This is a genomic window from Streptomyces sp. NPDC048211 (assembly GCF_043202315.1).
In the GTDB taxonomy this organism is placed as follows: Bacteria; Actinomycetota; Actinomycetes; order Streptomycetales; family Streptomycetaceae; genus Streptomyces.
The window spans coordinates 18,765-32,056 of the sequence record NZ_JBIDAD010000017.1; the positions used below are offsets into that span (position 1 = coordinate 18,765).

Here is a 13,292-nt window from a genome sequence, read left to right on the forward strand (position 1 = left end):
CGCGGCCCGCCCGGCGGGCGCGGGCGCGACGGGGCTCGCTCCGGGGCCCCGCGCGCTCATCGGGCGTGGACGGGTCGGCCACGCGCCCCCGTCACCGCTTCCCGGTCCCCCGCACCTGACTGCGCACCGCCCCCATGCTGGCGCCGATGACGAGCGCGATGGCCAGGGCGTCCGTCGTGGAGAGGGCCTGGTCGAGGATGAGGAAGCCGGCGGTGGCCGCGATCGCGGGTTCCAGGCTCATCAGGATGGCGAAGGTGGGTGCGGGCAGCCGGCGCAGCGCCATGAGTTCGAGGGTGTACGGGAGGACGGAGCTCAGCAGCGCGACGGCGGCGCCGAGGCCGAGCGTGGACGGGACGAGGAGCTTCGAGCCGGACTCCATGATGCCGAGCGGCAGCGAGAGGACGGCGGCCACGACCATCGCCAGCGCCAGCCCGTCGGCCTGCGGGAAGCGGCGGCCGGTGCGGGCGCTGAAGACGATGTACGCCGCCCACATGACACCGGCCCCCAGCGCGTACGCGGCGCCCGCCGGATCGAGCCGGTCGAAGCCCCCGCCGCTCAGCAGCAGCACACCGCCCAGCGCGAGGGCGGCCCAGACCACGTTGACGAGACGGCGCGAGGCGAACACCGAGAGGGCGAGCGGGCCCAGCACCTCCAGGGTCACGGCGGCGCCGAGCGGGATGCGGTCGGCGGCCTGGTAGAAGAGCGTGTTCATCCCGCCCATCGCGATACCGAAGGCCACCACCGTGCCCCAGTCGGCGCGCGAGTGGCCGCGCAGCTTCGGCCGGCAGACGACGAGCAGGACGAGGGCGGCGGCGGCGAGCCGCAGCGTGACGACGCCGAGCGCCCCGGCCTTCGGCATGAGCAGCACGGCGATCGCCGAGCCGAACTGGACGGAGAGCCCGCCCGCGACCACCAGTGCGACCGGGGCGAGCGCCGCCCTGCGCCCTCCGGCGCGGGCGGGGCCGCCCTGCTCCCCGAGCGCGGCGACCGCCTCGGGGACGGCGACTGCGGCGGCCGGTTCTGCGGCGGTGCCCTGGTCGTTCACCTGTGGCCTGACTTTCTGACGTTTCGCGCGTACGGATCACGAGAAGCAGCAGTGCAACACAATGCACTGACTAGCTGAAGATACTGCACTGACTCCGTGCAGGACATCTCTCCACCGTAGGGACCTGCGCGCGGCACGTGAAATGCCGAAGGGGCTGCCGTTATGCTTCCCGCGCATGAGCACGGGAGAGGGCATGGGCCACGGCCCGGACGGGAACGCCGGCAGGAACGCCGGGAACACCGGCCGCGGCATCGAGATCCGCCACCTGCGCGCGTTCCTCGCCGTGGCGGACGAGGCGAGCATCACCCGCGCCGCCGCCCGGCTCCGGCTGACCCAGCCCGCCGTGTCCCGGACCCTGGCGGCGCTGGAGTCCCGCCTCGGCATCCGGCTCGTCGACCGCTCCACCCACCACCTGGACCTCACCCGCGAAGGCGTCGCCTTCCGCGACAAGGCCGCCGCCGCGGTGGCGGCGTTCGACGAGGCGCTCGACCCCGGCGGGCTGCGCCGGTGGCCGCTGCGGCTGGGCCACGCCTGGTCCGCGTTCGGCCGGTACACCACCCCGCTGCTCCGCACCTGGCAGGAGCGCTATCCGCAGACACCGCTCGAACTCCGCCGCATCGACGACCGCACCGCCGGACTGACCCGCGGCGAGGTCGACGCCGCACTGCTGCGCGGGCCCGTCGAGGCGCCGGGGCTGGTCACGGAGGTGCTGTACGAGGAGGAGCGGGTGGCGGCCGTGGCGGCGGACGGCCCCCTCGCCTCCCGCACCACGCTCCGGCTGGCGGATCTGGCGACCGGCACCGTCGTCCTGAACACCGTCTCCGGCACCACCACCCCCGGGCTGTGGCCCGCCGGCGGCCGCCCCGTCGCCACCCTGACCGTCGCCAACACCGACGACTGGCTGGCCGCCATCGCGGCGGGCCGCGGCACCGGGGTCTCGGGCGCGTCGACGGCCGCCATGCACCCGCACGCCGGGGTCACCTACCGCCCGCTCGTGGACGCCCCGGCCCTCCCGGTCCTGCTCGCCCGCCGCGACGCCCCCGGCCATCCGGCCCTCGCCGACCTTGCCGCGCTGGCCCGCGAGATCGTGGCGCGAGACGCCGGAGCATGAGGGAATTTCCTGGTGAGGCAGTGCAGTTGGAGCCCGGTGGGAGATGCGAAAGCCGCACACACCAAGGGGGATCCATGCCGGACCACAGCTCCACGGACATCACGGTGCACGGCACCGTGGCCGCGGGATACGAGGCGGTGCGGGACGAGTTCGCCGCCGTGCTCACCGAGGAACACAACGAACCGGGCGCGCAGCTCGCCGTGTACCGGCACGGGGAGCCGGTCGTCGATCTCTGGGCGGGTGACGGGATCGACGGCGACTCGCTGCCCGCGGTCTTCTCGTCCACCAAGGGCGCGGCCCACCTCGTCGTCGCCCTCCTCGTGCAGGACGGCACCCTCGGCCTGGACCGTACGGTCGCCTCCTACTGGCCCGAGTTCGCGGCGGAGGGCAAGGGCGCGCTGACGCTGCGGGAACTGCTGGGCCACCGCTCCGGGGTGATCGGCGTCGAGGGCGGCTTCGGAGAGGAGGAGCTGGCCGACGACCGGGCGATCGCCGCCCGGCTGGCCGGGCAGGCCCCCTTCTGGGAGCCGGGCAAGGAGTACGGGTACCACGCGCTGGTGATCGGCGCGCTCACCGGCGAGGTGGTGCGACGGGCCACCGGGCGTTCGATCCAGGAGCTGTTCGAGGAGCGCGTTCGCGTGCCGTACGGCCTGGACCTCTACCTGGGGCAGCCCGCCGGGCTGGAGCCGCGCTACGTCCCCATCCGGCCGATGAACCCGACACCGGAGCAGGCGGCGGAGCTCGCCGCCCGCCCGTTCGATCCGAAGGGCCTGAAGGCGGTGGCCTTCAACGTGCCGACGGACCTGGTCGCGTGGATCAACAACCCGTCCGTGCGGGCCCTCGGTCCGGCCTCGGTGGGCGGCGTCGGCTCGGCACGCGCCCTGGCACGGATGTACGCGGCCACGCTCACGGAGTTCGCGGGCCGGCCCGCACTGCTCAAGCCGGAGATCCGTGCCGAGTTCGCCCGCCCCGGTCTGACGGGCACCGACCGGGTGACCGAGGAGACGGACCACTTCGGCCTCGGCTTCGAGCGTCCGCAGATGGCCTACCCGGCCCTGGGCGAAGACGCGTTCGGCCACTGCGGCGCGGCGGGCTCGCAGGCGTTCGCGGACCCGGCGAGCGCACTCGCGTACGGGTACACGCGACGGCGCTTCGCGGTCCCGGGTGGAGCGGCGCCGGAGAACGAGCGGCTGGTGGCGGCGGTCGTGAAGGCGGCGCGGAGCTGACCCGGACCCGCCGACCGCCGGTCCGCCCCGGGCGGGGCTCACCGCATCCGTCACGCACGACGGCGGACTGACCGGTGCCGCCGCCGACTTCGGCCTCCCGGCGCACGCACCCGCTCAGCGAGGGCCAGGTTCCAGCCCCTCCGCCAGCACCTGGGCCAGGTGGCGCGCCCGCACGCCGCCCACCTGGCCCAGCTGTGTCCGGCAGGAGAAGCCGTCCGCCAGGATCTCCGTGCCGGGCGCCGCTTCCCGCACCGCCGGCAGCAGCTGGTCCTCCGCGCAGGCCGCCGAGACCTCCCAGTGGCCGCGTTCGAAGCCGAAGTTGCCCGCCAGGCCGCAGCAGCCGCCCGCCAGCTCGCCGACCAGTCCGGCCCGTTCACGGAGCCGGCGATCCGCCTCGTCGCCCAGGACCGCGTGCTGGTGGCAGTGCGTCTGGCCGGTGACCGGGCGGTCCAGGCGCGGGGGCTGCCAGTCGGGGGCGAACGCCTCCAGGTACTGGGCCAGGGTGTGGACGGACGCGGCCAGTCCGGCGGCCCTGGGGTCGTCGGGGAGGAGTTCCGGGAGGTCCGTACGGAGCGTCGCCGCACAGCTCGGTTCCAGGACGATCACCGGCTCGCCGATCATGCCGCCAAGCCGGTCCAGGGTGCGGCGCATCACCCCGCGCGCCCGGTCCAGCTGGCCCGTCGAGACGTACGTGAGCCCGCAGCACAGGCCGCGGCCGGGCGTCAGCGCGGTGCGGCCCGCGGCTTCCAGGACCCGCACCGCCGCCTGCCCCACCTCGGGCGAGAGGTGCTCGGTGAAGGTGTCGGGCCAGACCAGGGCCACCCGGTCGTGGGAGAAGACCGACGTACCCCCGCCCGCGCGCCGGTCCAGCCACCGGGTGTACGTCTCCCGCGCCAGGACCGGGATCCCGCGTTCCGGCGCGATGCCGGCGAGGCGCTTGGCCAGAGCCGCGAGCGGCCGGACCCGGGCCAGGGCGTTCAGCGGGCGTGCGAAGGGCGCGGCGAGGCGCAGCCACCGCGGCAGCCGTCCCATGGCGTAGTGCGCGGCCGGGCGCAGCCGCCCGCGGTAGTGGTGGTGCAGGAACTCCGCCTTGTACGTGGCCATGTCGACGCCCGCCGGGCAGTCGCTGCGGCAGCCCTTGCAGGACAGGCACAGGTCGAGCGCGTCGCGTACCTCGGTCGAGCGCCAGCCGTCCGTGATCACGCCGCCCGCGGCGCCGGCCAGCATCTCGTGGAGCAGCCGGGCCCGCCCGCGCGTGGAGTGGGCCTCCTCGCCGGTCGCGCGGAACGAGGGGCACATCACGGACGGGCCGGAGACCTTCTCCGTACGGCACTTGGCGACTCCGACGCACCGGCGCACGGCAGCGGTGAAGTCGCCGCCGTCGTCCGGGTAGCCGAAGGCGACATCGACCGGCTTCCTCGGCAGGACGTCGAAGCGCAGGTTCTCGTCCAGGCGGGCCGGGCGGGCCGGGCGGGCGAGGATGCCCGGGTTCATGCCTCCGTCGGGGTCCCACAGGTCCTTGAACCGGGTGAAGAGGGAGACGAGTTCGTCCCCGTACATCCGGGGCAGCAGTTCGGCGCGCGCCTGGCCGTCACCGTGTTCGCCGGACAGGGAGCCGCCGTGGGCGACGACGAGCGAGGCCTGGTCCTCGGAGAAGCGCCGGAACCGGGCCACGCCGTCGGCGGTCAGCAGGTCGAAGTCGATACGGACGTGGATGCAGCCGTCGCCGAAGTGTCCGTACGGGGTGCCGCGCAGGCCGTGCTCGGCGAGCAGGACCCGGAAGTCGCGGAGGTAGGGCCCGAGCCGGGCGGGCGGCACGGCGCAGTCCTCCCAGCCGGGCCAGGCCTCACTGCCCTCGGGCATCCGGGTCGCCGTGCCCGCCGCGTCCTCCCTGATCCGCCACAGCGCCCGCTGCCCGGCCGGGTCGGTGACGACGGCGGCGTCCACCGCGTCCGCGGACCGGGCGCGCACGATCCGCTCCGCGTGCGCCCGCGCCTCGGCCGGGGTGGCGCCGCCCGTCTCGACGAAGAGCCAGGCGGCGCCGCGCGGCAGCCCGGCCGGTTCGCGTACGAGGTCGGCGGCCATGCCCTCGACGGTCAGCGGGCGGTACGGGAGGAGGCCGGGGGCGGCCTCGGCGGCGGCCGACTCGTCGGCGTAACCGAGAACGGCGAGCGCGCGGGCGGCGGGGGCCTCGACCAGCCGCAGCGTCGCCTGCGTCAGCACGCCGAGCGTGCCCTCGCTGCCGCAGAACGCGCGGGCGTGGTCGGGTCCGTTCTCGGGCAGCAGGGCGTCCAGCGCGTATCCGGAGATGCGGCGCGGGAGTTCGGGGAATCCGGTGCGCAGGAGGGCGAGGTGGGCGGCGGCGAGTTCACGGAGCCCGGCGGGGCCTTCGGCGCCCCGCTCCAGGTGGAGGGTGTCGCCGCCGTAGCGGGCGACGGTGAGCGCGTGGACGTTGTCGGCGGTGGTGCCCCAGGCTACGGAGTGGGAGCCGCAGGAGTTGTTGCCGATCATGCCGCCGATGGTGCAGCGGCTGTGCGTGGAGGGGTCCGGGCCGAAGGTGAGCCCGTGCGGGGCGGCGGCGGCCCGCAGATCGTCCAGGACGACGCCGGGCTGGACCACGGCGGTGCGGGAGCCGGGGTCCAGTTCGACGATCGACCGGAGGTGGCGGGTGAGGTCGAGGACGATCCCGGTGCCGGTGGCCTGCCCGGCGATGGAGGTGCCGCCGCCGCGCGGAACGACGGGCACCCGGTGGGCCCGGCAGACGGCGAGCGTGGCGGCGATGTCGTCGGCGTCGCGCGGGGCGACGACGCCGAGGGGCACCCGCCGGTAGTTGGAGGCGTCCATCGTCGTCAGGGCCCGTGCGGTGGCGTCGGAGGCGACCTCGCCCCGTACGGACGCGCGCAGTTCGCGGACGAGCGCGGTGGGGTCGGGGGCGGACGTGGTGCCGTGCGGAGCCTTGCCGGTTGCCATGCGGTCAGGATGCCGCCGGTCCGGCCGCGCCGCCCGGCAGCCCCGTGTGTTTTCTCCGATTACGTCAATACGTCGGAATGTGCCGGTCTTCTGAACACGAATAGAACAGAGAACACCACAAGTTCTTCCCAAACAGATCGTCAATTCTCATATAGTGACCCTGACTTGTCTGGGAATCATCTGTTCCAGTTGTCGCATTTGATCACCGCAGTCACGACTCTCCCGAACCGTCCCATCCGTCACCGTCCGCCCCCCAAGGACTCCGCTTGCGCCCCTCAACCCGGCCGACCGCACTGGCCCTGCTGGTCACCGTGGCCCTCACCGGATCCCTGTGTCTGTGGGCGACCGCCGTCGCTCCCGACTCGGCCAGAACCGCAGTGGCCTGGGGGGCGAGCGCCGCCGCAGTGCTGCTCTCCGCCGCCGTCGCCGTCGCCGTCCACGCCCGTGTCACCGCGCGCCGGCTGCGCGAGCTGCTCGCGGCCGAGAGCGGCCGGTTCACCGCCGAGACCTCGCGGATGGTGTCGGCGTCCGCCGCCGACGCCCAGCGGTTCACCGCCGAGACCGCCCGGATCAAGGCCACGGCGGCGGCCGAGACGGCGCGCGTCACCCAGGAGGCGGCGGCCGGCATCCAGCAGCTCACCGCCGAGAACGCGCGCCTCAAGGCCCGCGCCGCCCGCAGTGACACCGAGCGCTCCGCCGCGATCGCCGCCTGCGCCAACGCCGCGGGCCGGATGCAGGCCCTGGCCACCAGCATGCTCGCCGACCTGCGCGACATGGAGCACCGGCACTCCGCCGAGGACGTCCTCGGCGACCTGCTCCACCTGGACCACCGCACCGCCCAGGCGGGCCGGCTGGCCGACTCCATCGCCGTGCTCACCGGCGCCCGCTCCGGCCGGCGCTGGGCGAAGCCGATCGTGATGGAGTCCATCCTGCGTGGCGCGATGGGCCGGATCAGCGGCTACCAGCGCATCCGGCTGCACTCCACGAGCGACGTCGCCATCGCCGGCCACGCCGCCGAGGGCGTCATGCACGCGCTGGCCGAACTCCTCGACAACGCGGCGAACTTCTCGCCGCCCACGGCCGAGGTCCACGTGTACGTGGAGGAGGTCCCGGCCGGCATCGTGCTGACCGTCGAGGACAGCGGTCTGGTCATGAGCGACGTGCAGCTGCGCCGCGCGGAGAGCGCCGTCTCCGCGACCGACCAGGACCTGGCCGGGCTCTCCGGCACCCGCCTCGGCCTCGCCGTCGTCGGCCGCCTCGCCCGCAAGCACGGGCTGACCGTCTCGTTCCGCCCCTCCGCGCGCGGCGGCACGGGCGCGCTGATGATGCTCCCGCAGGAGATCATCACCCGCACCCCGGCACCCGCCCCCGAACCGGCCGCCGAGCCGGTCGTCCCCTCCCCGCGCGAGCCGGAGCCGGTCCACGCCTCCGGCGCCGACACGCCCCCCGCCACCGCCCGCACCCAGGAGCCCCTGCGCTCCGACTCGGGTTCGGAGACCACCGGCGGCCTCCCCCGGTTCGGCGAGAGCGGCCTGCCCAAGCGCTCGCGCGGCCGCACCCTGGCCGCCGCAGAGTCCCGCGCACGGGCGGCGGCAGGAACCGACGCGTCGGAGTCCGAGACCACCGACGGCGCCACCCCCCGGCCCCGTACGACCGACCCCAAGGCCCAGGCAGCCCGCTTCAGCAGCTTCCGCCAGGCCGTACGGCCCAACTCCCCGCACCCGGAAGGCAACACCCGATGACCGCGACCACCGACGAGAAGCTCAACTGGCTGCTGGAGGGGCTCCTTGAGCGCACTCCCGGCGCCCGTCACGCCCTCGTGCTGTCCAGGGACGGCCTCAAGCTGTGCCGTACCCCCGAGCTCTCCGTCGACCAGGCGGACCAGCTTGCCGCGATCTCGGCCGGAATCCAGAGCCTCTCGCACGGCGCGTCCGTCGAGTTCGGTGACGGCACCGGCGGCGTGCGCTCCGCCATGGCCGAGTTCTACGGCGGCGTGCTGTTCATCGTGGAGGCGGGAGCCGGCGCCCACCTCGCGGTCGTCGCCTCCGAGCACGCCGACGTCGGCCTCGTCGGGCACAACATGAGCGAGCTCGTGGAGCAGCTCGGCGAGCACCTCGTCGCCCCGCCGCGCGAGCCCGCCGAGGCCGCCGAGACCGCGGCCGTATGACTCCCCGCCCCCGCCCCGGCCGGGACGACGATCCGGACCGGCTGTACACCCTCACCGGTGGCCGCAGCCGGTCGGATTCGGCCGCCTTCGACCTGGTGACGCTGGTCGTCTCCGAATGCGAGCCGGCCCCCGGCATGCAGTCGGAGCACGTCACGATCCTGCGGATGTGCGAACGGCCCACCGCGGTCGTCGAAATCGCCGCCGGACTGAACCTGCCCGTCAGCATCGTGCGCATCCTGCTGTGCGATCTGCTCGACACCGGCCGGATCAGCGCCCGCCATCCCCGTACCGCACGTGTCGCGGACCGGCTCCCCGACCCCGACATCCTGGAACAGGTGCTCGTTGGACTCCGCAACCTCTGACCGTGCCGCCCTGCAGGCCACGGCCGACAACGGACTGAAGATCGTCGTCGTCGGTGGCTTCGGGGTCGGCAAGACCACCATGGTCCGATCCGTGAGCGAGATCCGTCCGCTCAACACGGAGGAGACCATGACCCGCGCGGGCGAGGCCGTCGACCACCTCGACGGGGTGCAGTCGAAGACCTCCACCACCGTCGCCTTCGACTTCGGCCGGATCACGCTCGACGCCCGCTCCGTGCTGTACCTCTTCGGCGCACCCGGACAGGAGCGCTTCTGGTTCCTGTGGGACCGGCTGTTCTCCGGCACGCTCGGCGCGGTCGTCCTCGTCGACACCCGGCGCCTCGCCGACTCCTGGTACGCCATCGACCGGCTGGAGCACCACGGCACGCCGTTCATCGTGGCGTGCAACGACTTCGGCGGCCCGCTCCACACCGAGCAGCAGATCCGTGAGGCGCTCGACCTCTCGGACGACGTGCCGCTCGTGGAGTGCGACGCCCGGGACCGGTCCTCCAGCAAGTACGTCCTGATCACCCTGGTGGAGCACCTCTACGCCCTGTCGCGGGGCACCGCCTCCGCCTCCGCCCGTCCGGAAACCGCTCCGGAGAAGACCCCGGAGCCCACCCCGTGACCCAGCCCCCCGAACCGCCCCCGGGCTGCCCGGCGCACGGCCGCGCGCCACTGTCCGGACCCCGGTTCCAGACCGAACCCACCCAGCTGTACCGGGAGATGCGCCGCGACCACGGGGCCGTGGCGCCCGTCGTCCTGGACGGCGACATCCCGGCCTGGCTGGTCCTCGGCTACCGCGAACTGCACCAGGTCACCAGCGACCCGGTGCTCTTCAGCCGCGACTCCGACCTCTGGAGCCAGTGGGAGAACATCCCCGGCGACTGGCCGCTGCTCCCCATGATCGGCCGCAAGCAGCCGTCGATCCTCTACACGGTCGGCCCGCGGCACGTCGAGCGCGCCCGGATGATCAGCAACGCCCTGGAGGCGGTCGACCCGTTCGCCCTCAAGCGGCACGCGGAGGAGTTCGCCGACGAGCTGATCGACCGGTTCTGCTCCAAGGGCTCGACCGACATCATCGCCGAGTACGCGATGCTGCTCCCCGCCCGCGTCCTGGCCAGGATCTACGGCTTCGGCGACGAGGCCGGCGACGCGCTCGTCGGCTCGATCAACGACATGATCGACGGCCGGGAACGCGCGCTCGCCGGCCAGCAGCACCTCGGCACGTCGATGTTCCAGCTGCTGACCGACAAGCACGCCGAGCCGGGCGACGACGTCGCCACCCGGATGCTGGCCGACCCCGGCGGCTTCACGGACGAGGAGGTCGCCCAGGACCTCATGGTCATGATGGCCGCGGGCCACCAGCCGACCGCCGACTGGATGGGCAACTCGCTGCGGCTCATGCTCACCGACGACCGCTTCGCCGCCTCGCTCTCCGGCGGGCGGCACAGCGTCGCCGAGGCCATGAACGAGGTCCTGTGGGAGGACACCCCGACGCAGAACGTCGCCGGCCGCTGGGCCTCGCGCGACACCCACCTCGGGGGCCGCCACATCCAGGCCGGCGACCTGCTGCTCCTCGGCATCGCCGCCGCCAACGCCGACCCGCAGGTGCGCACCGACGGCTCCGCGCTGACCGGCGGCAACAACGCGTTCCTCTCCTTCGGCCACGGCGAGCACCGCTGCCCGTTCCCGGCGCAGGAGACCGCCGAGGTCATCGCCCGTACCGGCATCGAGGTCCTCCTCGACCGCCTCCCGGACATCGACCTGGACGTACCCGCCGAGCAGCTCACCCGGCGCCCCTCCCCGTGGCTGCGGGGCCTGACGGACCTGCCCGTCGCCTTCACACCCACGCCCGCCACAGGTTCCGCCCACGGAGGCCAGATATGACCCGCATCGCCCTCGACCCCTTCGTCGCCGACCTCGACGGCGAGAGCGCCGCCCTGCGCGCCGCCGGCCCGCTCGCCGAGGTGGAGCTGCCGGGCGGGGTGCACTGCTACGCGGTCACCCACCACGCGGAGGCGCGGCAGCTGCTGACCGACTCCCGGATCGTGAAGGACATCAACGTCTGGGGCGCCTGGCAGCGCGGCGAGATCGCGCAGGACTGGCCGCTGATCGGCCTGGCCAACCCGGGCCGCTCCATGCTGACCGTCGACGGCGCCGACCACCGCCGGCTGCGCACCCTGGTCGCGCAGGCCCTCACCGTGAAGCGGGTGGAGCGGCTGCGCGCGGGCATCGAGGCGCTGACGACCGCGAGCCTGGACCGTCTGGCGGCCCTGCCCGAGGGCGAGAAGGTCGACCTGAAGGCCGAGTTCGCCTACCCGCTGCCGATGAACGTGATCAGCGAGCTGATGGGCGTCGACGGTGCCGACCACCCCCGCCTCAAGGAACTCTTCGAGAAGTTCTTCTCGACGCAGACGCCGCCGGAGGAGGTCCCGCAGATGATGGCGGACCTCAGCGCGCTCTTCACCAAGATCGTCGACGCGAAGCGGGCGGAGCCGGGCGACGACCTGACCAGCGCCCTGATCGCGGCCTCCGAGGACGGCGACCACCTCACCGACGAGGAGATCGTCAACACCCTCCAGCTGATCATCGCGGCGGGCCACGAGACGACGATCAGCCTGATCGTGAACGCCGTCGTCGCCCTGGAGACCCACCCCGAGCAGCGCAAGCAGGTCCTCTCCGGCGAGCTGTCGTGGGAGAACGTGATCGAGGAGACGCTGCGCTGGTCCACCCCGACCTCGCACGTCCTGATCCGCTTCGCGACCGAGGACGTCGAGGTCGGGAACAAGGTCCTCCCCAAGGGCGAGGCCCTGATCGTCTCCTTCGGCGCACTGGGCCGGGACGAGGCGCAGTACGGACCGACCGCCGGCGCGTTCGACGCGGCCCGCACCCCCAACCGCCACATCGCCTTCGGCCACGGCCCGCACGTCTGCCCGGGTGCGGCGCTCTCGCGCCTGGAGGCGGGCGTCGCGCTCCCCGCGCTGTACGAGCGCTTCCCGGAGCTGGAGCTCGCCGTGCCGGCCTCCGAGCTGCGGAACAAGCCGATCGTCACCCAGAACGACCTGTTCGACCTCCCGGTCGAGCTGGGCTGAACCGGGCGCGTACGGACGTACCTCCAAGGACCACGAGTCGGATCCCCTGTCTCATCCGACGGACAGGGTGCGTAGCCGCCGCACCGAGCGGCTACGCTCCGACTCGTGGCCGACATCCAGATTCCCGCTGACATCAAGCCCGCCGACGGACGCTTCGGCGCCGGTCCTTCCAAGGTGCGGACGGAGGCGCTCGACGCGCTGGCCGCCACCGGTACGTCTCTGCTCGGTACGTCCCACCGCCAGGCCCCGGTGAAGAACCTGGTCGGCGCGGTACGTGACGGCGTGCGCGACCTCTTCTCCCTCCCCGAGGGCTACGAGGTGATCCTGGGCAACGGCGGCTCCACCGCCTTCTGGGACATCGCGACGCACGGCCTGATCGAGTCGAAGTCCCAGCACCTCAACTTCGGCGAGTTCTCGTCGAAGTTCGCGAAGGCCGCCAAGCTCGCCCCGTGGCTGGCCGACCCGACCGTCATCGCCTCCGACCCGGGCACCCACCCGGACCCGCAGGCCGAGGCGGGCGTCGACGTGTACGCCTTCACCCACAACGAGACCTCGACCGGTGTCGCCGCGCCGGTCAAGCGCGTCGCGGGCGCCGACGAGGGCTCCCTGGTCCTGGTGGACGCCACCTCCGGTGCGGGCGGCCTGCCCGTCGACATCGCCGAGACGGACGTCTACTACTTCGCCCCGCAGAAGTCCTTCGCCTCCGACGGCGGCCTGTGGATCGGCGTCTTCTCCCCGGCGGCCCTGGAGCGCGCGGCACGCGTCCACGCCTCCGGCCGGCACATCCCGGAGTTCTTCTCGCTGCCGACGGCGATCGACAACTCCCTGAAGAACCAGACGTACAACACCCCGGCGCTCGCCACGCTGTTCCTGCTGAACGAGCAGCTGACCTGGATGAACTCCCAGGGCGGCCTGGACTTCACCACCGGCCGCACGGCCGCCTCCTCCGGCCACCTGTACGGCTGGGCCGAGGAGTCGAAGTACGCGACCCCGTTCGTCACCGACCCGGCCAAGCGCTCGCAGGTCATCGGCACGATCGACTTCGCGGACGAGATCGACGCCACCGCGATCGCCAAGGCCCTGCGCGCCAACGGCATCGTCGACACGGAGCCGTACCGCAAGCTGGGCCGCAACCAGCTGCGCGTGGCGATGTTCCCGGCGATCGACCCGTCGGACGTCCAGGCGCTGACGGCGTGCATCGACTACGTGATCGAGAAGCTGTAACGGCTCCGCACCCCGGAGCCTCCGCATCTCGGAAACGGCCCTGCGCACACGCCCGTGTGTACGCAGGGCCGTTTCTGCATCACTCGGCCGAGTGG

11 protein-coding genes are annotated in these 13,292 nt (G+C 73.4%); 9 read left to right on the forward strand and 2 right to left on the reverse strand.

Annotated features, from left to right (window positions below):
- Nucleotides 1-91: 91 nt before the first annotated feature.
- The gene (locus ACGFZA_RS37570; protein WP_393685154.1) at nucleotides 92-1,045 is read right to left on the reverse strand and encodes a DMT family transporter; all 954 of its coding nucleotides are present in this window, start codon (nucleotides 1,043-1,045) and stop codon (nucleotides 92-94) included.
- A 193-nt stretch (nucleotides 1,046-1,238) separates the two neighbouring features.
- Between ACGFZA_RS37570 and ACGFZA_RS37575 the strand changes: the two genes are divergently transcribed.
- The gene (locus ACGFZA_RS37575) at nucleotides 1,239-2,156 is read left to right on the forward strand and encodes a LysR substrate-binding domain-containing protein (RefSeq protein ID WP_385283979.1); all 918 of its coding nucleotides are present in this window, start codon (nucleotides 1,239-1,241) and stop codon (nucleotides 2,154-2,156) included.
- 74 nt (nucleotides 2,157-2,230) lie between these two features.
- Nucleotides 2,231-3,382 (forward strand): serine hydrolase domain-containing protein, encoded by a 1,152-nt coding sequence (locus ACGFZA_RS37580; RefSeq protein WP_385283854.1) that lies wholly within the window; start codon nucleotides 2,231-2,233, stop codon nucleotides 3,380-3,382.
- Nucleotides 3,383-3,496: 114 nt separating this feature from the next.
- Here the strand turns inward: ACGFZA_RS37580 and ACGFZA_RS37585 are convergent, their stop codons facing one another.
- Complete coding sequence (locus tag ACGFZA_RS37585; protein ID WP_393685156.1) at nucleotides 3,497-6,352, reverse strand: FAD-binding and (Fe-S)-binding domain-containing protein; 2,856 nt, start codon at nucleotides 6,350-6,352, stop codon at nucleotides 3,497-3,499.
- Between the two features lie 266 nt (nucleotides 6,353-6,618).
- On the opposite strand from ACGFZA_RS37585, the gene ACGFZA_RS37590 reads away from it, so the two are divergent.
- From ACGFZA_RS37590 to serC, 7 genes are all read left to right on the forward strand, one after another.
- A complete protein-coding gene (locus ACGFZA_RS37590; RefSeq protein ID WP_385283859.1) occupies nucleotides 6,619-8,094 on the forward strand; it encodes an ATP-binding protein in 1,476 nt (491 codons plus the stop codon).
- Nucleotides 8,091-8,519, forward strand: a complete 429-nt coding sequence (locus tag ACGFZA_RS37595; RefSeq protein WP_385283862.1) for a roadblock/LC7 domain-containing protein — start codon at nucleotides 8,091-8,093, stop codon at nucleotides 8,517-8,519. The genes ACGFZA_RS37590 and ACGFZA_RS37595 overlap by 4 nt, the downstream gene beginning before the upstream one ends.
- The gene (locus tag ACGFZA_RS37600; RefSeq protein WP_363071041.1) at nucleotides 8,516-8,881 is read left to right on the forward strand and encodes a DUF742 domain-containing protein; all 366 of its coding nucleotides are present in this window, start codon (nucleotides 8,516-8,518) and stop codon (nucleotides 8,879-8,881) included. Before ACGFZA_RS37595 ends, ACGFZA_RS37600 begins: the two co-directional genes overlap by 4 nt.
- Nucleotides 8,862-9,506 carry an ATP/GTP-binding protein gene (locus tag ACGFZA_RS37605; protein WP_393685159.1) on the forward strand — a complete coding sequence of 215 codons (645 nt, stop codon included), beginning with the start codon at nucleotides 8,862-8,864 and terminating at the stop codon, nucleotides 9,504-9,506. The genes ACGFZA_RS37600 and ACGFZA_RS37605 overlap by 20 nt, the downstream gene beginning before the upstream one ends.
- The gene (locus ACGFZA_RS37610) at nucleotides 9,503-10,768 is read left to right on the forward strand and encodes a cytochrome P450 (protein ID WP_385283869.1); all 1,266 of its coding nucleotides are present in this window, start codon (nucleotides 9,503-9,505) and stop codon (nucleotides 10,766-10,768) included. Before ACGFZA_RS37605 ends, ACGFZA_RS37610 begins: the two co-directional genes overlap by 4 nt.
- The gene (locus ACGFZA_RS37615; protein WP_385283872.1) at nucleotides 10,765-11,973 is read left to right on the forward strand and encodes a cytochrome P450; all 1,209 of its coding nucleotides are present in this window, start codon (nucleotides 10,765-10,767) and stop codon (nucleotides 11,971-11,973) included. Before ACGFZA_RS37610 ends, ACGFZA_RS37615 begins: the two co-directional genes overlap by 4 nt.
- A gap of 105 nt (nucleotides 11,974-12,078) precedes the next feature.
- On the forward strand, nucleotides 12,079-13,197 hold the full coding sequence (gene serC / locus ACGFZA_RS37620) for a phosphoserine transaminase (RefSeq protein ID WP_385283873.1): 1,119 nt from the start codon (nucleotides 12,079-12,081) through the stop codon (nucleotides 13,195-13,197).
- Nucleotides 13,198-13,292: the final 95 nt, after the last annotated feature.

Bases quoted from the DNA above. Each gene is read 5' to 3' on its own strand.
- ACGFZA_RS37595 (WP_385283862.1), top strand. From the start codon at position 8,091: ATGACCGCGACCACCGACGAGAAGCTCAACTGGCTGCTGGAGGGGCTC.
- ACGFZA_RS37580 (WP_385283854.1), top strand. From the start codon at position 2,231: ATGCCGGACCACAGCTCCACGGACATCACGGTGCACGGCACCGTGGCC.
- ACGFZA_RS37575 (WP_385283979.1), top strand. From the start codon at position 1,239: ATGGGCCACGGCCCGGACGGGAACGCCGGCAGGAACGCCGGGAACACC.
- ACGFZA_RS37600 (WP_363071041.1), top strand. From the start codon at position 8,516: ATGACTCCCCGCCCCCGCCCCGGCCGGGACGACGATCCGGACCGGCTG.
- ACGFZA_RS37585 (WP_393685156.1), bottom strand. From the start codon at position 6,352: ATGGCAACCGGCAAGGCTCCGCACGGCACCACGTCCGCCCCCGACCCC.
- ACGFZA_RS37615 (WP_385283872.1), top strand. From the start codon at position 10,765: ATGACCCGCATCGCCCTCGACCCCTTCGTCGCCGACCTCGACGGCGAG.